16 protein-coding genes and 1 tRNA gene are annotated in these 20,007 nt (G+C 35.2%); 6 read left to right on the top strand and 11 right to left on the bottom strand.

What is annotated here, in order from left to right:
• Nucleotides 1–127: 127 nt before the first annotated feature.
• The 3 genes from MSWAN_RS02910 to MSWAN_RS02900 form a co-directional block, all read right to left on the bottom strand.
• Nucleotides 128–679 carry a nitroreductase family protein gene (locus tag MSWAN_RS02910; protein ID WP_013825121.1) on the bottom strand — a complete coding sequence of 184 codons (552 nt, stop codon included), beginning with the start codon at nucleotides 677–679 and terminating at the stop codon, nucleotides 128–130.
• Nucleotides 680–1,008: 329 nt separating this feature from the next.
• Nucleotides 1,009–1,935, bottom strand: coding sequence for a hypothetical protein (locus MSWAN_RS02905; protein WP_013825120.1), 927 nt, complete (start codon nucleotides 1,933–1,935; stop codon nucleotides 1,009–1,011).
• A gap of 71 nt (nucleotides 1,936–2,006) precedes the next feature.
• Entirely contained in the window at nucleotides 2,007–3,068 is a 1,062-nt protein-coding gene (locus MSWAN_RS02900; RefSeq protein WP_013825119.1) for an mRNA surveillance protein pelota, read from the bottom strand.
• 452 nt (nucleotides 3,069–3,520) lie between these two features.
• Here MSWAN_RS02900 and MSWAN_RS02895 point away from each other — a divergent pair, with 452 nt between their 5' ends.
• The 5 genes from MSWAN_RS02895 (at nucleotide 3,521) to MSWAN_RS02875 (ending at nucleotide 10,113) form a co-directional block, all read left to right on the top strand.
• Nucleotides 3,521–3,841, top strand: a complete 321-nt coding sequence (locus MSWAN_RS02895) for a hypothetical protein (protein ID WP_013825118.1) — start codon at nucleotides 3,521–3,523, stop codon at nucleotides 3,839–3,841.
• A 213-nt stretch (nucleotides 3,842–4,054) separates the two neighbouring features.
• The gene (locus MSWAN_RS02890; RefSeq protein ID WP_013825117.1) at nucleotides 4,055–5,359 is read left to right on the top strand and encodes a prephenate dehydrogenase; all 1,305 of its coding nucleotides are present in this window, start codon (nucleotides 4,055–4,057) and stop codon (nucleotides 5,357–5,359) included.
• A 508-nt stretch (nucleotides 5,360–5,867) separates the two neighbouring features.
• The gene (locus MSWAN_RS02885) at nucleotides 5,868–8,057 is read left to right on the top strand and encodes a CDC48 family AAA ATPase (RefSeq protein WP_013825116.1); all 2,190 of its coding nucleotides are present in this window, start codon (nucleotides 5,868–5,870) and stop codon (nucleotides 8,055–8,057) included.
• A 416-nt stretch (nucleotides 8,058–8,473) separates the two neighbouring features.
• A complete protein-coding gene (ahcY, locus tag MSWAN_RS02880; protein WP_013825115.1) occupies nucleotides 8,474–9,727 on the top strand; it encodes an adenosylhomocysteinase in 1,254 nt (417 codons plus the stop codon).
• Nucleotides 9,728–10,030: 303 nt separating this feature from the next.
• Nucleotides 10,031–10,113, top strand: a tRNA-Leu gene (locus MSWAN_RS02875).
• A gap of 165 nt (nucleotides 10,114–10,278) precedes the next feature.
• Here MSWAN_RS02875 and MSWAN_RS02870 read toward each other — a convergent pair.
• On the bottom strand, nucleotides 10,279–11,049 hold the full coding sequence (locus MSWAN_RS02870) for a hypothetical protein (protein ID WP_013825114.1): 771 nt from the start codon (nucleotides 11,047–11,049) through the stop codon (nucleotides 10,279–10,281).
• Between the two features lie 565 nt (nucleotides 11,050–11,614).
• On the opposite strand from MSWAN_RS02870, the gene MSWAN_RS02865 reads away from it, so the two are divergent.
• Nucleotides 11,615–12,223: a DUF2119 domain-containing protein gene (locus MSWAN_RS02865; RefSeq protein WP_013825113.1), complete on the top strand. Its 609-nt coding sequence runs from the start codon at nucleotides 11,615–11,617 to the stop codon at nucleotides 12,221–12,223.
• Between the two features lie 137 nt (nucleotides 12,224–12,360).
• Here the strand turns inward: MSWAN_RS02865 and fen are convergent, their stop codons facing one another.
• From fen to MSWAN_RS02830, 7 genes are all read right to left on the bottom strand, one after another.
• Nucleotides 12,361–13,347, bottom strand: a complete 987-nt coding sequence (fen, locus tag MSWAN_RS02860; protein ID WP_013825112.1) for a flap endonuclease-1 — start codon at nucleotides 13,345–13,347, stop codon at nucleotides 12,361–12,363.
• 76 nt (nucleotides 13,348–13,423) lie between these two features.
• A complete protein-coding gene (locus MSWAN_RS02855) occupies nucleotides 13,424–13,957 on the bottom strand; it encodes a chorismate--pyruvate lyase family protein (RefSeq protein WP_013825111.1) in 534 nt (177 codons plus the stop codon).
• A 1-nt stretch (nucleotide 13,958) separates the two neighbouring features.
• Nucleotides 13,959–15,203, bottom strand: coding sequence for a homoaconitase large subunit (hacA, locus tag MSWAN_RS02850; protein WP_013825110.1), 1,245 nt, complete (start codon nucleotides 15,201–15,203; stop codon nucleotides 13,959–13,961).
• Nucleotides 15,204–15,298: 95 nt separating this feature from the next.
• The gene (locus MSWAN_RS02845; protein ID WP_013825109.1) at nucleotides 15,299–16,477 is read right to left on the bottom strand and encodes a homocitrate synthase family protein; all 1,179 of its coding nucleotides are present in this window, start codon (nucleotides 16,475–16,477) and stop codon (nucleotides 15,299–15,301) included.
• 439 nt (nucleotides 16,478–16,916) lie between these two features.
• Complete coding sequence (gene cyaB / locus MSWAN_RS02840) at nucleotides 16,917–17,456, bottom strand: class IV adenylate cyclase (RefSeq protein WP_013825108.1); 540 nt, start codon at nucleotides 17,454–17,456, stop codon at nucleotides 16,917–16,919.
• A gap of 83 nt (nucleotides 17,457–17,539) precedes the next feature.
• Complete coding sequence (locus tag MSWAN_RS02835; protein WP_227717005.1) at nucleotides 17,540–19,318, bottom strand: adenosylcobalamin-dependent ribonucleoside-diphosphate reductase; 1,779 nt, start codon at nucleotides 19,316–19,318, stop codon at nucleotides 17,540–17,542.
• Between the two features lie 189 nt (nucleotides 19,319–19,507).
• The gene (locus tag MSWAN_RS02830; protein ID WP_144011540.1) at nucleotides 19,508–19,912 is read right to left on the bottom strand and encodes a hypothetical protein; all 405 of its coding nucleotides are present in this window, start codon (nucleotides 19,910–19,912) and stop codon (nucleotides 19,508–19,510) included.
• Nucleotides 19,913–20,007: the final 95 nt, after the last annotated feature.

Here is a 20,007-nt window from a genome sequence, read left to right as displayed (position 1 = left end):
TTAGAAAAATTAAAAGAAATATTATCATTTCTATTTTTTATTTTAATTTAAGTCTAATTTTTTAGTTGAATAATTTAATTTGAATAATAGTCCAATTTAATTACAACTAATTGATCTTACTCCTTTTTTATTTTATGTAGTTTACAACATCTCTTTTTCTTTCCGGTGCTTTTACATTATTTATTGCTTTATAACCTAAAGTGAATGCATAATATGGCTCGTATCCTTCAGGTATGTCTAATTTTGCTATGTTATCCTTCTTGGTGAAGAAAGATCTAACAAGTCCGATCCAACATGAACCGATTCCAAGACTTTCAGCAGCAAGAAGCATGTTTTCTATGGCTGCTGAACAATCTACAAGGGGTGATATGGCATATTTTCGACCTGAAACCACAAAAACTGTTGGTGCATTGTGAAGGAGGTGTATTTTATCATTTTTGGCAATATTTCGCATCCATTCATATTCAGAATTTTTCATAAGTTCTTTGGATTCTTTATTGATGAAATCTATCAATTCTCTGTTTTGAATGACTGTAAAATGCCAAGGTTGGTCATTATGTGCAGTTGGTGCATATATCCCTGCTTCTATAATCGTTTCCAATTCTTCATCCTTTATTTGTTCCGGAAGATAATTTCTAATGCTTCTTCTATTTTTTATTGTTTTCATTACTTCGTTCATGAACACTCACTCCTTTAAAAGATGATTTAAATTTAATCTGAATTTAAACTCTCTCATTAATAAGATCAACGGAGATTCCATATATACCTCAAGAGGAAGTATTTATTTCCTCCGTATTAAATTTGTCGGTTTAAATAGTTTTAAAATTCTAATAAAAAGAATAAACAATTGTATTTTTACAAATAAAACATGAAACACATAATAAACACAGAAAATAGGAACAAACAAACCCCCAAACACAAATATCAGAAGGGGTTAAATCTTTCATCAAATTTTTTAAAATTTATTTAAGAATTAATTTACTAAAATTAAAAATTAAAAAAAGTAAATTAATTTTTATCTGACGAATACGGGTTAAAAACCAGCCTTCTGAAACCTAAAAATTTGTAAAAACTGTTTTTTATTATTATCTGACGTTTTCCAAGTGTTAATTTTCGTACAAGGTCACCAAGTCCCCCACCTGTCAGAACATCCATGAAGTAATCTCCAAAGTGAGGATCCTGAATTTCAAGGTTCTTCTGCAGGAATTCTTTAAGGTTGTTTCTTCTTATGAATGCTATTAAAAGTGCTGTGAGAAGGAACAGAACCAACGTCCACATGAAAACACCAGCTTGGAAAACTCCTGAAACTCCAAAACCTGAAATATTCGCCAGAATACTCCCCAAAACTGCATATAGAATACCCAAACCCACTCCAAATGAATGGTTTCCTATCTCTCCCATCATTATCTTTCCTTTATAATCCAGAGGTGCGTATCCAAGACATGCAGCCAGAATTATTAAAGCAGGGGCGTATAAAGTGGATGTGAATGCAAAAAGTCCCAAAACAACCAGTATGACCATGATTATAGTAGTAGAACATGCTGAACCCGGTTGCATGTCTGCGATGTTCATTGGCTGTATCATGAGAGCTACTAAAATCGCCACAGCTGCGAAGTTGTAGTAAAATCCAACCAATATAACAAGGAGCATTCCAATTCCCCTTGAAAGCTGTCCAATTTCAACAGGCAAGCCTTTAACCCTTTTTCTACCAACCAGATCATCGATGAGTGCAAATATACCTATTATTCCAATCAGATATTGATAGGGCTGCTGTAAAAATAGCATCATTACTATAAATGGTGCTAGACCGACAGCTCGTGGAGTTCCACCCCTTATAGTGGTGTATAGATTTCCTCCAATTTTTTTGAAACCCTTTGAAAATAGCCATGTTAAAATTGCTGATAATAGAAATGCTGTTATAATTTTAAGGTACATTACAAACACCGTTTTAATTATTAAGATTATAAATTATAAGATAACTGATATTAATAACCGTTTTTATTTGATCAACCCATACTGTACCTTAAAAGTGCTGCAATACCACCAAGGGAGGCAAGCTGTTTTCCTCCGTCATGTTCACTGCTTATTATCATGACTTTACCTCCCATGTTTTCAACAACGTTCATAACTTTTTCTATACCCCTTTCACGAACCATATCATCTATAACCAGAAGTTCCTGGACTGCACCAGCATTTGCTGCCTCTTTCACCTGAGATTTTCCATAAGTAACCTTGTTTGAGGATTTACCAATTTCCCCCAAAACATTATCAACAAGTCTCATCTCATGAGCTATTCTACCTTCTGTGGCCATCTTCTCAATTATGCCTTTTTTAAGGACTTCACCTATTCCTGCCCTTCCACCCGCACCTGTACTTTCAACAAGAGCTATTTTGGCCTGTTCCGGATATTTATCGCTTAAAAATTCGTAGAAATCACCCTTTGAAAATCCAGGTCCTGCTATCACAATGCTCTGGATGTCTTTAAGATTTCCCAGTGTGTTTGCAACATCCGTGAAAAAATCAGTTATGGCTTTTTTTCTGTTCTTTTGAATCACCCTTTTTCCAGATACACTGCCTGTTATTGGCCCGTAATACTCGATTCCGTACTGTCTTATGATTCCAAGATCCGCCACATCATCTTCTATGGCAACTATAACTGCTGATGGTTTTTTAGATGCAGTTATAGCTTCTTTAAGTCTTTTAATGTTCCATCTGGACCATCTTTCCTTTGTGATCTTTATTGAATAGTTGAGTTTTAAATCAAGAGTGTGGTGGGAGCCAAGTGGCACCAGATCCTCAGGGCCCTGTTCTATAATCCCTGTTGCCCTTAGTTTTCCAGTGTATTTATGGTAATTCATTTCTTCAACTCTTATTCCCAAAAAGAATGTTTTTTTAATTCCCCTGTCGCTCCTTAAACGTTCCCCTGTCGAATCCTGTATCCTACGGGTTGTTTTTGAGGAAACCATATCTCCAGGTTCTATGATATGGGATAAATTCCAGAGATCGTCCAATGTTTCTGGGACAAGATCAATGATTCCTCTTTTGGTATCCTGATAAACAATTCGCATTTTAAAACCATTAAATCCTTTTTAATCCTTTTTAATCCTTTTTAATCCTTTTTAATCCTTTTTAATCCTTTTTAATCCTTTTTAATCCTTTTTAATCCTTTTTAATCCTTTTTAATCCTTTTTACTTGTACTAAAATTCAGTTAAAATTTTAGCCCTTCAGATTACTTACTATTTTATTGCCCTTTATAATTCAATTTTTTATAATTCAATCTTCTATTTTACATTATGTTCTCCAATTATTTAATGATTATTTAGATTTTAATGGTAATTTAACAGTTATTAAAGCAAATAATGAAAATAAGGAATATATAAATTTTATTTTCAATTTAAACTCTATTTTTAGGTTTTTAGGTTTTTATAACCATCAAATAATCGTATTGGTAATTGTGATCAAAGGTTAATGATAACTTTTATATAAAAGTTATTACTAAAGAAACGTGGAGGTATTAAAATGGATAGTAATTTAGAAAACAAAGTAAAAGAGACACTGGAAAATATAAAACCTTGGCAAAGAGTTCCAACAAATGTAAGAGGCATGTTTTTGGTGAAAACTCCGTCTTCAGGTAGACAGGAAACTGTGATGATCGAAATCAATCCAGTAGATGCTCAGGGCAACCCAATAAAAAGAAGAGGCATCTTCTTGAAGAAAAGTTCGGAACTAGAAGGATTCGTTGATGTAATGCAAAACAACAAAGTCAAGGATCTACTGAAAGTCCTGGAGAAAATTACAGGCGTCAACACCGATATAGAAATAGATCCCATTGAGATCTAATTTAAATTTTATTCTATTAAAATTTTTTAGTGCCTTAAACCATAGAAAAATCAGTAAAACACAAAAAAATTATTTAAACTCCTCTAAAACACTTGAATTTCTCTAAAATTTTACAGTTGATTAATCCTTATTTTTTTATACATCGTCAATTATAACAAAGTATAGAAAATTTATCATCGTGGAATAAAGAGAACTAAAAGAGGAGATTTTTCTGTGAAGATCAGTATAATCGGCGGTACTAAAGGTTTGGGTAACTGGATAGCCAATTTCCTGAAAAATAAAGGATTCAATGTTACCATAACCGGAAGAAACAGAATTGATGGAGAAAATGTCTCAAAGAGGTTAGGAGTTAAATACACTCCTGACAACATAAAAGCAGCTTCTCAAGCTGATCTGGTTATTTTGTCTGTTCCAATAGGTGTAACAACAGAAACAATACGGGAAATTGCGCCTTATTTAAAGGAAGGATCCCTCATTATGGACGTTACCTCTGTAAAGGAAGAGCCGACAAGTGTTATGAATGAATGTACCCCAAAAGGGGTTGAAATCCTACCATCACACCCTATGTTCGGCCCCAGAATTAGATCCCTCGATGGACAGGTTGTGGTTTTAACCCCTGTTAAAAGGGGTAAATGGTATCAGAAAGTCTTAGATTTCCTTGAAGCTGAAAATGCCAGAGTTATAGTGACAACACCTCAAACTCACGACAAGATGATGAGCATAGTCCAGGGACTCACCCACTTTTCATATATATGCATTGCATCAACAATAGAAAAGCTTCAAATTGATATTAAAGAGTCCAGAAATTTTGCAAGTCCAGTTTACAGCCTTATGTTGGATATGATTGCAAGGATAGTTGCACAAAATCCTTACCTCTGCTACTCCATACAAACTCACAATGGATACATCCAAGAAACCCATGAAGCCTTCCTGCAAACCTTCAAAGAATTGAAAGAAATGATATCAGAGGGTAATGAAAAGGAATTTGTGGGTGCGATGAGTTCTGCTGCAAAACACCTTGATGACCTTGAAGCTGCATTAGGAAGGTCAGATAAAGCAATATCTGCACTTACTGAAGAAATTAGGCTTCTTAAAGATTCTGTTGGTGAAGAAGTTGGTTTGAGACATATTTATTCTGGTAAGATCCATATAGGAATTTTAAAAGATTTGACACCAAATTTTGCAATTTTAGATCAAGATAAAAAAGAGATAAAATTAAAGTTGTCGAATGTAGAAGTTCTAAGCGATGTGGAACTTTTAAAATGGAAAATTGAGAGTTTTCCAAAGAAAACTTACGATGTTTCAGCTGTCTTCCCTGATAACTGCGACCCTGAAGTCATATCAAACACAATAAAAAGTTTAAAAGGCGTTGTAACATCTTCTGTACTTGGTATTTACAGTGGAAACCAAATAACCCTCGGAAAAAAAAGCGTTACAATAAGGTACTCTGTAATAGACCCAAACATCCGACACGAAGTTGAAAATCTTTTAAAAGGATTTGGCGGATTAATACGATGAATTAAATTAAATTCTAAAGAATTAGACTAAATACAAAGAATTGAAACCAGACACGATAATCAAATGGTTTTAATATATGTCTATTTTGAATATTAAACTATTTTGAAAGATAAAAAATATTAAAAACCCCAAAGAACCAATTTTAGGTATTATACTTACATTACTTAACATCTTATTCATTTTTAGTTCGCAATATCATTTGTTTTCATGATTTTTAGGATTTGTTTCTTTTAAATTTTCTTTTAAGTTTATTCTTTTCTCTATTTTTTCTGTTTTGTTGAAATAATTAAAACACATTACACTTAGAACATGTCCTTTACTAAAACTATTTGTACGATTTTTTACATAATCTATTAATAAAAACACCAGAATTTACGCAAATTTTATATACTAAAAACCATAATGTTATAGTAACATAAGTTAACTAAAAGATTATTTAGATTAAAAATCATTTTAAAACCATCAAAAAGTTACATTCAAGATATTAAAAGTTTTATTGGGGGGTTTTATGGAAAATAAAGAAATGAAATTAAAAGTAGCAGAAGCATTTTCACAGAGCGATGTTGGTAGATCAATTGCCAGAATTGACCCTGCATGCATGCAGAAGCTCGATCTCCATGATGGAGACATAATACAGATGGAAGGAAAGAAAATAACCGCAGCAAGGGTTGCATCAAGCCAATCTGACATCGGCCTGGGTATAATCCGTATAGACGGTTACATGAGGAAGAACGCAGGAACATCCATAGGTGAAGAGGTCACAGTAAAACACGCAGAAGTCAAAGAAGCAAGTAAAGTAATTCTAGCACCTGTTGACCAGGAAATAGTAATACAAAATGCTAAACCCGCATTTATGGGCAGAGTAATGTCTCAAGGAGACATAATAGTCACAGGAGTAAGACAACAACAAACCATGAGAGGTGGAGTGTTCGACGACTTCTTCAGGGACATGATGACAGAAGTTAGACCAATGGGTGAGATCAAACTCGCAGTTGTATCGACAAAACCTGCAGGAATTGTTCAGATCACACAAATGACAGATGTTGAGGTACAAAGAGAACCTGTCGATGTTTCAAAACTTGAAGGAGTTGCAAACGTCGTGGATGTGAACTACGAAGACATTGGAGGCCTCAAGGAAGAAGTTAAAAAAGTAAGGGAAATGATAGAGATCCCGCTTAAAAGGCCTGAACTCTTCGAAAGACTGGGAATATCTCCACCAAAAGGTGTTTTGATGCATGGTCCACCAGGAACTGGTAAAACATTACTTGCAAAGGCCGTTGCAAACGAAAGCGATGCACACTTTATAGCAATAAACGGTCCTGAGATCATGAGTAAATACGTTGGTGGATCCGAGGAAAGACTCAGAGAACTCTTTGAAGAAGCCGAAGAAAATGCACCTTCCATCATATTCATAGATGAAATCGATGCTATTGCCCCAAAAAGAGAGGAAGTCACAGGAGAAGTTGAGCGAAGAACAGTTGCACAACTTCTAACTTTAATGGACGGCCTCAAAGGCAGGGGCCAGGTTGTAGTTATAGGCGCAACAAACAGACCAGACGCCCTTGACCAGGCCATCAGGAGACCTGGAAGATTTGACAGGGAAATAGAAATAGGCGTACCAGACAAGGACGGAAGAAGAGAAGTGCTCCAGATACACACCAGGGGAATGCCTTTAGACGAGAAGGTGGATTTGGATGAAATAGCAGAAATAACCCATGGATTTGTGGGTGCAGACCTGGAATCACTGTGCAAAGAATCTGCAATGAGGGTGTTAAGGCGGGTGCTCCCGGATATAAAAGGAGACGAGGAAATACCCAAAGAAACCCTTAAAAAAATGATTGTCAAAAAATCAGACTTCAAGGAAGCCCTAAAAGAGATACAACCCTCAGCACTTCGTGAAATTTTCGTACAGGTTCCTAACGTTAAATGGGATGACATTGGAGGACTCGAAGGTGCAAAACAGGAGCTAAGGGAAGCTGTTGAATGGCCACTTAAATATCCTGAAAACTTTGAGAAATTCGGTGTAAAGCCACCAAAAGGTGTTTTAGTCTACGGACCTCCAGGAACTGGTAAAACATTACTTGCAAAAGCCGTTGCAAACGAGAGTGAAGCAAACTTCATAGCCATCAAGGGTCCTGAACTCCTATCAAAATGGGTTGGAGAATCAGAAAAAGGTGTAAGGGAAGTATTTAAAAAAGCAAGGCAAACTGCACCAACTGTAATATTCTTTGATGAAATAGATTCCATAGCATCCACAAGAGGTGGGAGCAGTACAGATTCCGGCGTAACACAGCGTGTTGTTAACCAGCTTTTAACAGAGATCGATGGGCTTGAGGAACTGCAGGACGTTGTAGTGGTAGCGGCCACAAACCGTGTGGACATAATAGATCCCGCCTTACTGCGTCCTGGAAGATTTGACAGACACGTTGAAGTTGGAGATCCAGATGAAGAAGCTAGAATTGCAATATTCAAAGTGCACACAAAGGATATGCCACTTGCAGATGATGTTGACCTTGAAAAACTTGCTAAAAGGACAGAAGGCTACGTTGGAGCAGATATTGAAGCCGTATGCCGAGAAGCGGTAATGTTGACACTTCGAGATAACATGGAAGCAGACAAAGTGAAAATGAAACAGTTCAGGGGAGCTATGGATAAAGTAAAACCAAAAAAAGAGATAGATTTAAGGCAGTACAGTTAAAATTTAATTAAGGAGATTTATTTCTTTAATCTCCTGCTTTATTTTTATTAATATCCTATTTTAATTAGTTAATTAGAGTTAATTAGTTGTTAATTCTTATTTCTAAACGTTTCTACCTTTGAAGTTCCTATTTCAATATAGTTTATTAATTTTTTTAATATTTCTTTTGATTTTAATCATGATGACTGTAAACTATGTTAATTCAAATATTCTTGATAAGATGTTTTGATAAAATATGGAAATCTTTTAAATTTTTGTAAAAGTTCCAATTTACTTATTTTTCTTGCTATTTTTAAGTCCAAATGTTCAAATGCATTAAATAGGGTATTATACAAAAATGATAAACACTTAAATTAATCTAGAAAAATCTGTAGTCATTAAAGTTTTTATTAAAACTTGATTTAAAAGGTGAAACAATGAGTTACAATGTAAAGGACATTTCACTTGCACCGCAAGGTAAAAAGAAAATAGAATGGGTTCAAAGACACATGCCAGTCCTTGAACATATAAAAAGCAAATTTGAAGAAGAAAAACCCTTTGAAGGAATTACAATAGGATCATGCTTACACCTTGAGCCAAAAACCATAAACCTCGGCTTAACATTTCTAGCAGGAGGCGCAGAAGTTGTAATGACGGGCTGTAACCCTCTCTCAACCCAAGACGATGCCACAGCTGCAGGAGCAGAAATGGGGCTTAATATGTACGGTTGGAGGGGTGAAACCAATGAAGAATACTACGAAAACTTGAACAAAGTTCTGGACTATGAACCAGATATAATAATCGACGATGGTGCCGACATGATATTCCTTATTCACAGAGAGAGACAGGAACTTCTCTCAAAGATAAAAGGTGCATGTGAAGAGACCACAACTGGAATTCACAGATTAAAAGCAATGCACAAGGATAAAGCCCTTAAATTTCCAGTTATGGCTGTAAACGATTCTTACATGAAGTACCTCTTTGACAATCGTTACGGTACAGGCCAGTCAACCTTTGACTCCATAATGGGTTCAACAAACGTTCTCATAGCAGGGAAAACTATCGTTGTCTGTGGATACGGTTGGTGCGGTCGAGGAATAGCCATGAGGGCAAACGGCCTCGGTGCAAATGTTATAGTAACTGAAGTAGATCCAATAAGAGCCCTTGAAGCACGGATGGATGGTTACAGAGTTATGAAAATCCGCGAAGCTGTTAAACATGCTGACATGCTATTAACAGCCACAGGAGATGTGGATGTTGTTTCAGGCGATGATTTCAAGTACATGAAAGACGGGTGCATACTTGCAAACTCCGGACACTTCAACGTGGAAATAAACAAAGAAGACCTTCAGGCAATGGCCAAAACTCATGAAAATATAAAACCAGATATAGAAGAATTTGTTATGGCAGATGGAAGGAAATTATATCTCATGGCAGATGGAAGACTTGTGAACCTTGCGGGAGACCGTGGACAGGGCCATCCTGCTGAAATAATGGACATGAGCTTTGCAATGCAGTCACTTTCAGCCAAATACCTCCTTGAAAACGAATTAGAGGTTGGAGTCCATAAAACTCCTGATGAAACAGATATAAAAGTCGCAAATCTGAAATTAAAAGCTATGGGAATTGAAATCGACTCATTATCAAAAAAACAGATTGATTACCTCGATGATTGGGAAGTTGGGACTTAATTAAGTTTCTTCTAATCCTTTTCATTACTTAATTTTATTTCTTTGACTATTTTCTTTGATTATCCAATCTCATTTCCTCTAAATCTCCTATAGTTGCTATGAAACATCATAATTATTTTATCAAGTTATTATATTCAAATGAAAAAATGAAGCGTTCTTATGGGTTATCTCAAAGTTATCAACAAGGACTCCATTTTGAATGAAATAAATCTAAAAACCAAAAATGGTTATTATAAAATTATGATAAAATAAGGTTCTAAAAAACTCACATTTTATATATGATATTCAACTACCCTGACATAGGCAGGGGTACCCAAGTGGTCAAAGGGGATAGGTTCAGGGCCTATTGGTGTAGGCTTTCAAGGGTTCGAATCCCTTCCCCTGCACTTATTTGAAAATACGACTTATTTTGTAGAATTTCAGGATTGTTAGTTTTTCAACAGAAAATATCAATCTGTAAGTCATAATCTTGAATTCTATTTAAAAGCATCCTCAATAAACCGAACTAACAAACCATCTTTAAAAAATGGATTACATAACCCAAGTATCTGTTATTTCTTTAGATCTTCTCTATATTTCATTATATTTTCTTTATAATTACTTTTTAACATAGATATTACGATAAAAACAGATATAATTGCTAATATAATAACAAACGCAGTGTCTAGATCATTATCAAAAATTAACACCACAAAGGGAGATAAGAAAATAATAACATAACAAGCCCATCCCTGCCAACGTACAGGCTTTGGCATCCCACCAATTTCATATCTAAACCAATATTCTTCAACTTTTTCTGTAGTAAATCCCTCATCAAATTCATCCTTTAATGCCTTCTCTTTGGATATTTTCCTTCGAATTAACAGGCTAAATACAATCATAATTAACGTAAAAACTCCGATTATGAGCGATACTCTAAAATTATTAAAAATAATACTCATTAAACTAAAAAGACTTATTCCCCCTAAAATGGATCCAGTCCAAGCTAAAATTTTTTCCCGTTTAGAAAGAAGATTTTGAGGTTTCAAAGAAAAGTAAAAACTTATAAAAATACCTAAGCTCATTATTAAAAGGAGCATATAGAAAGTTGTGTTTTGTATTGGTACCAAAAAATATTCTAAAGTTAACATCACCGCTAAAGTCGCAGCTATAATTATACCCGCGGTTATATCTTGCTTTTTATCCTTAAAACTAATGAATGTAACAATGAATATTCCAAAAGCCATCATTATTGGGCCATAAGACCTATTATTCAACATCATAAATAGGCTGCATAATACCATTAAAATACCTGAAGTCTTCAAACCTTTATAATTTTTCATTTAACAATCATCCCATCTTTAAATTCAAATTAATACTGAATAAGATAGAATGAATATAAAGGTTTAATGTTATTGGAAATTTATTAAAAATTTTCATTGATTTGCACACTCCAGTTGACACACGAGGAGGATGAGTTCTGGCTGAAAGTGGGTAAGATATTTGAAGAGTATTCTGACATTGCCCGCACATTTTTCATGTGGAATATCCTACAGAAACCGCAGAATACTTTACCTATATTTTTGAGAACCTAGAAGACAGTTTTGATTCAGTAACCAATCTAGAAGAATATCAAAGGAAGATTCGAGCTCTGGATATGCTGATAATAAAAGTTATGGGAATTAAATAGATTCTTTATCAAAAAACAGACCGATTATCTGGATGATTGGGAAGTTGGAACTTAGTTAAGTTCCTCCAATCCATTCCATTACTTAATCTTATTATTTGACTTATTTTTTTGATTATACAACTCATTCCCATCTTATCGCATCGCAATAATTATCATAAAACATTAATAATTGCCTTATCAAATTATATTCAAAGTAAAAAAAAATTAAGAGTGTTTTTATGGGTTATTTCAAGGTTATCAATAAAGGTAAAGGACCAATGCGCCTTTTCGTTGGTGGAGTTCATGGTAAAGAAGGACTTACAACCATAAAAGCCCTCTCCCAGATCCATGAAGATGATATTCCAAATGGAAAGCTTTTGATCTACAACTGCGAAAGGAGCCCCTATATAAGCACCCTAGACAAACGTTATTACCAATCAAAAATTGGAAAAGAGATTTTATCCATTATAAACTATTATAAACCTGTAGTTTACGTGGAACCCCACTGCTACAAACCAGAAAGTTATAAAAAACTCATAGATCTGGACCGTGAAAAAAGGGTTGGTGTTCCTCCACTTATAGAACTTGAAAATGGAGTTCTCATAGGATCTGTTTCTCCCTTCATCAGAACAACCTGCTTTAAAAGGGAAGATATTTGTATAACCCTTGAAATGCCATGTTATCCCTCTGAAGAATCATTGAATGCTTATGTGAATGTTTTAAAGGCTGTTGCTGGTTCAAGAGACAGAGCAGAGCTTGAGAATAAACTGAAGGTTAAATATCCGCAGCAGATTAAAACTGCACGCAGATATGCACGTGAGTTTTTTGGAGATTATCCGCCATTTTGAGTATATTTTAAATATTTGAGGGGATTATTTAAAATAGTTTTTATTAAAAATAGTTGATTAAAACTAGTTGCTCTTAAAATAGTTGTTATTTTTTTATTGTGATTAAAATTTTGATCAACCTTTTTTTAAAAGGTTGATTAGAACCACTTTTCCAGACTGCTCTGGTTCATATCGAGTTTTTTAAGTTTTTCTAACGCACTGCTGACGCGATCCTCTGAAAAATCATGGTCCCCACATAGGTAATCAATTACTCCACTCTTATCTGGACTTCTCCATTTTAATTCATAATCGGTTAAAACATCATGTTTTAAAAACATGTCCCTCAAAATATTTGGATCCACTTCTAACTCTATTTTCATGTGATCAAGAATGTTAAATATGTCCCCATGTTCTTTCACAAGTTTTAAACCTTTTTTAGCCCCTATTCCCTTCACACCCTCGTTGAAGTCCGTACCTGCAAGTATTGCAACGTCAATGAGCTGTTCTCTTGTTATTTCAAGCCTTTCTAAAACTTTTTTAAGCTCGATAAGTTCAAGGTTGGCCTTTCCCCCGGTTATTGTCAGGTTCTTAACCATCCTCGTTGCACCAAAAAGTACACAATCATAGTCCTGGGATCCCACACACCATGCATCACCCTTTTCAACCATATACGATGCTTGGGCTTCACCTTCACCCATTGCCTGAATATGTGGAATTCCCATAAGACTCAACAGCTTTTTAGAACCTTCTATTACATCAGAAGACATTCTTGAGGATCTAACCGCGTATTTTCTTGCTTCTTCAGTATTACCTTCATCAAGGGCTGCTTTCCACCTTTTTTCAGATTTTTCCTTCACTTCTCTCCTTTTAGCTTGAGTACCCTTTTTAAGATAACTTGATATACCATCAAAGACATAAACTGGTTTTATTCCCTTTTCTATAAGAGATGATGTCCTGTAAAGGATTCCACTGAAATGTGAAGTTATATTTTTATTATGATCCATTAAAGGAGTACCATCAACCTGCCTTATGCTGGATAAGAACTGGTATATAACATTGGCCGCATCCAGTGCTACTATTTTCCCATTTAAATCGTTAAATCCTAGGGGCTCTGGATTTACGATATCTCTAAATTTTACACCCATTTCAACCACAGCTTTTACATTTTTATTTTAAATTAAATTTTTTAACCAAAATAGATGAAAATAAATTATATCCCCTTTAATCCCTGAAAAAACTGTAGGGGAACGTTTCTTTTATCCATATTAAAATTTCACCATTGTGAATTATGTTATAAGTTCTGGTGAGCATTGGAGAGTTCACTTTAAAAATATCGTGCATTTCATCACTCATATCTTCAACATAAACCTTTTTTATTTCCCTTCGCGATTCAATGCTGTGTTTCTTGAGTATTCTACCAATTGGAATATCTGCCTTTATAAGATCATCCTTAAAATCGTTGTCAAGTCTTTTTACAGGTATGTAAGACACTGCATGCATCAGGGGTTCTCCTGGTCCCATTAAAATAACCCTGTAATTTACATTATCTCCTTTATCTATGGATAAAAGTTCTGCCACGTCACTATCTGCTTCCCTGAATTCCTGTACGAGTGTTTCTATGTGCACATGACCCTTCAAAATATCCAGTATTGCGGTTATAGAGCCATCGGTTGTTAAAAGTATTTTTTGGGCGCTTGAAAGTTTTCCAATGTCACTCTCAATTTTTTTGATTGCATCAACAATATTTTGGTCCATACTACCTCCTAGGATCGCTTATTTCTCCTGAAATTGCTGAAGATGCCACAACTGCAGGGTTTGCAAGGTAAACCTCTGAACCAGGGTCACCCATCCTTCCAACAAAGTTCCTGTTGGTTGTTGAAATACAGACCTCACCTCCGGTTATAGCCCCCATATGGGCTCCAAGACATGGTCCACACCCAGGATTGCATACTATGGCACCTGCACCTATAAATGTGTCTATAATTCCTTCATGCATTGCTTTACGGTATATTTCTGCTGAAGCAGGTATAACAATCAGTCTTACATCTTCATGAACCCTTGAACCATCCAAAACTTCTGCTGCGATTTGAAGGTCTTCCAGTCGACCATTTGTACACGAACCTATAAACGCCTGGTCTATAGTTGTGCCTTCGACCTTTGAAATTGGTTTTACATTGTCCACATTGTGAGGACATGCAATCTGGGGTTCCATATCATTAACATCAAAAAGATATTCCTTTTCGTATTGGGAATCACTATCTGAAACCATAATATCAAATGATTTAACATTCCTTTCTTTAAGATATTCCATTGTTGCTTTATTTGGTTCTATTATCCCATTTTTAGCACCACTCTCAATTGCCATGTTGCACATGGTCATACGCCCTGCTACATTCATGGAATCAATTGTTTCACCGTGAAATTCCAGGGATTTGTAAGTTGCACCAAATGAACCAATTTTACTTATTACATTTAGTATAACATCTTTTGCAGTAACGTAACGTCCTAATTTACCATCTACGATTACTTTATATGCTTCAGGGACCATGAACCATGTTTTGCCTGTTGCAAAAACAACCGCCATATCAGTTGCACCCATACCTGTTGCAAAGGCTCCGAAAGCACCGTAGGTACATGTATGTGAATCAGCTCCCACCACAACAGTACCTGGCTTTATGAAACCATTTTCTGGAAGTACTTGGTGACAGATACCCTCACCGTGGGTGAATAAATTTTTAATACCTTGTTCTCTTGCAAATTCCCTCGTAACTTTTTGAAACTCTGCAGATCCTATTGTGTTTGCGGGTATGTTGTGATCAAATACTATAACAATTTTTTCATTGTCCCAAACATGATCTGCAATCTTTCTGAAGGTGTTTATAGTTGGAGGGGAAGTTCCATCATGTGACAAAGCCAAATCCACATTTGCTTGTATGATCTCACCGGGAGAAACCTCATCTTTCATTGATGCCTTTGCAAGAATTTTTTCCGTTATGTTCATTTGATATCAACCGTTTCCATTAATCCAAAACTTCAATCAAGGTTTAATCCACTTTAAATTTTTATAACTTCAATTAAATTTAAACTACTCTTTAATTAAGGGTCGAAGGGTCCTTTTACGGATCTTACTATTTCTTTGAAGAGTTTGTCGTTTATGTATTTACCTTCTTCTCTGCTTCTTTTTACTTTTTTCACAATCTTGCAGAGTTCATCATTGGTAACGTTTAATCCACACTCATCAAGTTTTGCTTTAACTGCTCTACAGCCGGAATGTTTTCCAAGAACCAGTTTTCTCTGGTGTCCTATCATTTCAGGTAAAAAAGGTTCGTATGTTAATGGATTTTCCATAACAGCATCAACATGTATTCCAGATTCGTGTCTGAAAACGTTTTTTCCGACTATGGGTTTGTTCTTTGGTACACCTAGATGTGTGAGTTCTCCAACAGTTCGTGATAAGTCACAAAGCACTTTCAAGTTGAAGCCCATGTCAACACCGTAAATAAGTTGAAGCGCCATTATCAGTTCTTCAAGGGATGTGTTTCCTGCCCTCTCACCGATTCCATTTACAGTTGTTGAAACTGCATTTGCACCTGCTAACAATCCCGAAATTGAATTTGCAACGGCAAGACCGAAATCATTATGACAGTGCAGTGCTATTTCAGTTTTTAAATCCGATCTAAGTTCCCTTACAAGATAATCCATACCTTGGGGGCTTATGGCACCTACAGTGTCTGCTATGTGCACTCTGTCTGCTCCACAGTCTTCCGCTCTTTTATATACTTGTTTCAGAAAGTCCAGGTCTGTTCTGGTTGCATCTTCAGCAGAAAATGCCACAAAGAGTCCATGATCCTTTGCATATTCTACGGAGTTTATGCATACGTTGAGAATTTCTTCCCTGTCCATCATTTTGAACTTGCTTTTGATGTGGAGGTCCGAAGTTCCCATGAAGGTTATTATTCCATCAACACCGCAGTCAATGGCAGCGTCAATATCCTCTTTTTTGGTACGTGATAGAACAAGTATATCTGCATCCAGATCTTCCTTTACAATTGCCTTAACTGATCTTTCTTCTTCACTTGACACTACTGGAAATCCTGCTTCTATCTGATGAATACCAAGCTCATCAAGCTTTCTTGCAATTTTGAGTTTCTCAGGAGTTCTTAAACAAACCCCAGGAGTCTGTTCACCATCCCTTAATGTTGTATCGTAAATTTTAACCTCTTCAGGAAATTTTAAATTCACTTTTTTATTGTATGGGCTCACAAAGTAATCCAAATTATTCCCACCTGCTACTTTTTAGTATATCTTCATAAATTTGCATAATAACAAATTTTTGATCTTTTATCTGGATAATAAAATATAATATTTAGTTTTATTTAAAAATATCTGCTTTAAAACATTTTTTATTTTAACGCTTGATTAATACATCGTTATTTTCAACAGTGGCCCAAATCTTTCAACACTGGCCCAAATCATGATCTCTATTTTTCAACATGGGGTTAAAAACATGATTCTTATTTGATATCTTTTTAATTGACAACATCAAAAAATTTATCATCTATATAAATGTATTTTTCGCTTTTTTTATTTGAATATTTTTTGAAACATTCCTAATTAAAACTAAGTTATATGAATATTATGAAAATTTAAATCCTTTAATTCTTGGAATAAAACAAAATTTAATCTTGGAATAAACGAAATCAAAAGTTAATTTTCATTTAACTCCCATTAACTCAAGATAGGATCTTCGTTCAAATCCTTCTTCTATTCCAAGTTTCTTGTAGGTCTCAAATATTTCATCAACAGCATCTTTAAAATCTTCATCTTCTTTAGCTTCCTTTTCTATCTCAACAAAGCTTCCAACTTTCTTAACCTGATCAAGAGATATTAAAGAATCATTGAATAAGTAAATAACCCTATCTTTCTCCACATTTGCAGCGGCCCTGAATCCAATATTTCCCAAAATAGAAGCCATTTTTTCACTGTCTGAAACATCAACTTCAATTTCTTTACGTGTTTTACTAACTCCATCGAGTTTAGCACCTTTATATGTTAAAATTATCCTTTTACCACCATTTTCCGGAATTTCCCTTATTCTGAGTGCTTCATCTGTCTGTGCAAAATCTCTGTGGGGGGCATTGAAATAAACATCCATCTGATGTTCTGTTCCTATTTTTTCCGCACCAATTTCAGTTAATTTCTCTTTTACATCTTCAAAATTAGTTACATGAGCTTTAACTTCAACTTCTATCATCTCAACATCTCCATATTCAGTCTTATCTATGTCATTGATTAAAATGGAATAAGTTTTTTGTGTAAATAGAACTTTTTGTGGTTTCAGTCAGGGCAGTGGATTTTAGGGCAACCTCCTGCGTATTCCAGGTCAACACAGAAATATTTTTCACCATTACCATCTTGTGAATCTTTATTTATGTATAAAACCTGTTTCTTCTTACTTGCGTACCTGTAAACAGTTATGCCCTTGCATTTGAGTTTGTGTGCCAGCAAAAAAACTTTCTTCACATCGTTGATCGATGCAGCATGGGGCAGGTTCACAGTTTTTGAAACTGCATTGTCCACGTGTCTTTGAAATGCAGCTTGCATTCTCACATGCCATTGCGGGTCAATATCGTGGGCTGTTACAAACAATCGCCTTGTATCTTCCGGAATATCCAGAATATCTTGTATAGATCCCCGCTTCACAATTGACATCATGAGTTCCGTGCTGTAAAAACCTTCATCTTTAGCTATTTTTTCAAATAGAGGGTTCACTTCAATGAGTTCTGTACCCTCCATAACCTTACGAATAAATGAAACAGCAAAAAGGGGTTCTATGCTGCTTGTAACATTTGCAATTATGCTCAGGGTTCCTGTAGGTGCGATTGTGGTTATTGTGGCATTTCTCATAGCACCATAACCTTTAAAATCCCATATACTGCCATTAAAATCTGGAAATGAACCTCTTAGCCTTCCAAGTTCTGCTGAAACCCCTCTTGAAGTAGTTTCTATAAAACTCATGAGCTCCTCTGCAATTTTAATTGCCTCTTGGGAATCATATGGAACATTGAGCATTATGAGCATTTCTGCAAATCCCATAATACCTAACCCTATTTTCCTGTTTTTCAAGGTTTGAACTTCTATTTGATGTATTGGAAAATTGTTAGCATCAATAACATTGTCAAGAAAATGTACAGCGGTTCTTATGATATTTCTAAGTTTATCCCAGTTTATTTTACCATTTTTTACCATTTTTACAAGATTTATGGATCCTAAGTTGCATGATTCATAGGGAAGTAAGGGCTGTTCACCGCATGGATTGGTTGCTTCTATCTTACCTGCCCCCTTTGTGGGGTTCTTCCTGTTTATCTCATCCAAAAATATAATTCCGGGATCTCCGCTTTTCCATGCCTTCTCAACAACACTGTTGAAAACTTCCAGTGCCCTTAACCTTGTCACTGCTTCGTTATTTCGTGGGTTAATTAATTCATATTCCTCATCATCTTCAACTTTCTGCATGAACTCATCATCAACTGCCACAGAAAGGTTGAAATTACTTAAAAAGCCTTCCTGTTCTTTAGCAGCTATAAATTCAAGAATATCAGGATGTTTGATGTTTAATATTCCCATATTTGCCCCTCTCCGCTTTCCACCCTGTTTTACAACATCTGTTGCAACATCAAAAATTCTCATGAAGGACAGTGGTCCGGATGCAATTCCTTTCGTTGATTTTACAATATCGCCTTGAGGTCGGAGATCTGAAAATGAGAACCCTACTCCACCACCAGATTTGTGGATTAAAGCCATGTACTTCAACGCATCAAATATTTCTCCCATCGAGTCTCCCACAGGCAGTACAAAACAAGCTGAAAGTTGATTTATAGAAGTTCCTGCGTTCATCAAGGTTGGAGAATTAGGTAAAAATTCAAAACACGACATTACATTGAAAAATTCCTCTTCTGTCTTTTCAACATCGGCATCATGGTCATATAAACGATCTATTTTTGCTATCTCTCTTGCAACTCGCCTAAAAAGTTCACTGGGAGTTTCTGTGATGTTTCCATCTACGTCTCTAATTAAATACTTTTTTTGAAGGATTTTTCGTGCATTAAGGGAAATTTCTAAATCATCTTTAAAATTAGATAGGTCTTCAGACCCTATATTTTCAGGTTTTATATTTTGGCCCCCTTTTGACCTTCTATTAATATATTAACCCTAATTTTTTATATTTAAACCAATTTCATTTTTTTTGATGAGGGTAAAGGGAAATTTATTGGTGAACTGACTATGTTATCAGCTCATGACAATCTATGTATTACCAACTCTATCTTGAATCGAATTCATGATGTAAATCTTTGAACTTTCTATCTGACTAATATAACCATCTATTGTATCTTCAACTACTTCATAAGTTGAAACCTCAATATTTCTCTCCTTTATGAGCGCCTTTTTTTCTTTAATTTTTTTTTCGGTGGATTTTTTTCTGCCGAAGAGGCCTGAAGAGTCTTCAACTTCCTGTATTCTACGTATGTAATCCAACCGGATCTTCCTTGTATCCGTCCTGATGTTGTGTCGGATCTTTTTTAAAATCTTTTCCATCTCATCCAATTCATTTAAAGTGTTCATAGCTACATCAATGGAAGACACATCTATTTCCATGCCCTCAATACCCAAATCCTTTATCTGCTGACGATACTTTTTAGGACCCTTCATCATCATCACCTGAATTACTAAAAAAGGTTTAATCTGTAATGAACATTAATTACTACATTACCAAGAAATATTATAATTATTTGTATTATATTTAT

The organism is Methanobacterium paludis (assembly GCF_000214725.1).
GTDB classification, from domain to species: domain Archaea; phylum Methanobacteriota; class Methanobacteria; order Methanobacteriales; family Methanobacteriaceae; genus Methanobacterium_C; species Methanobacterium_C paludis.
Note: the sequence above shows the minus strand (reverse complement) of the source record. Positions and strands in the feature narration are given on the sequence as shown.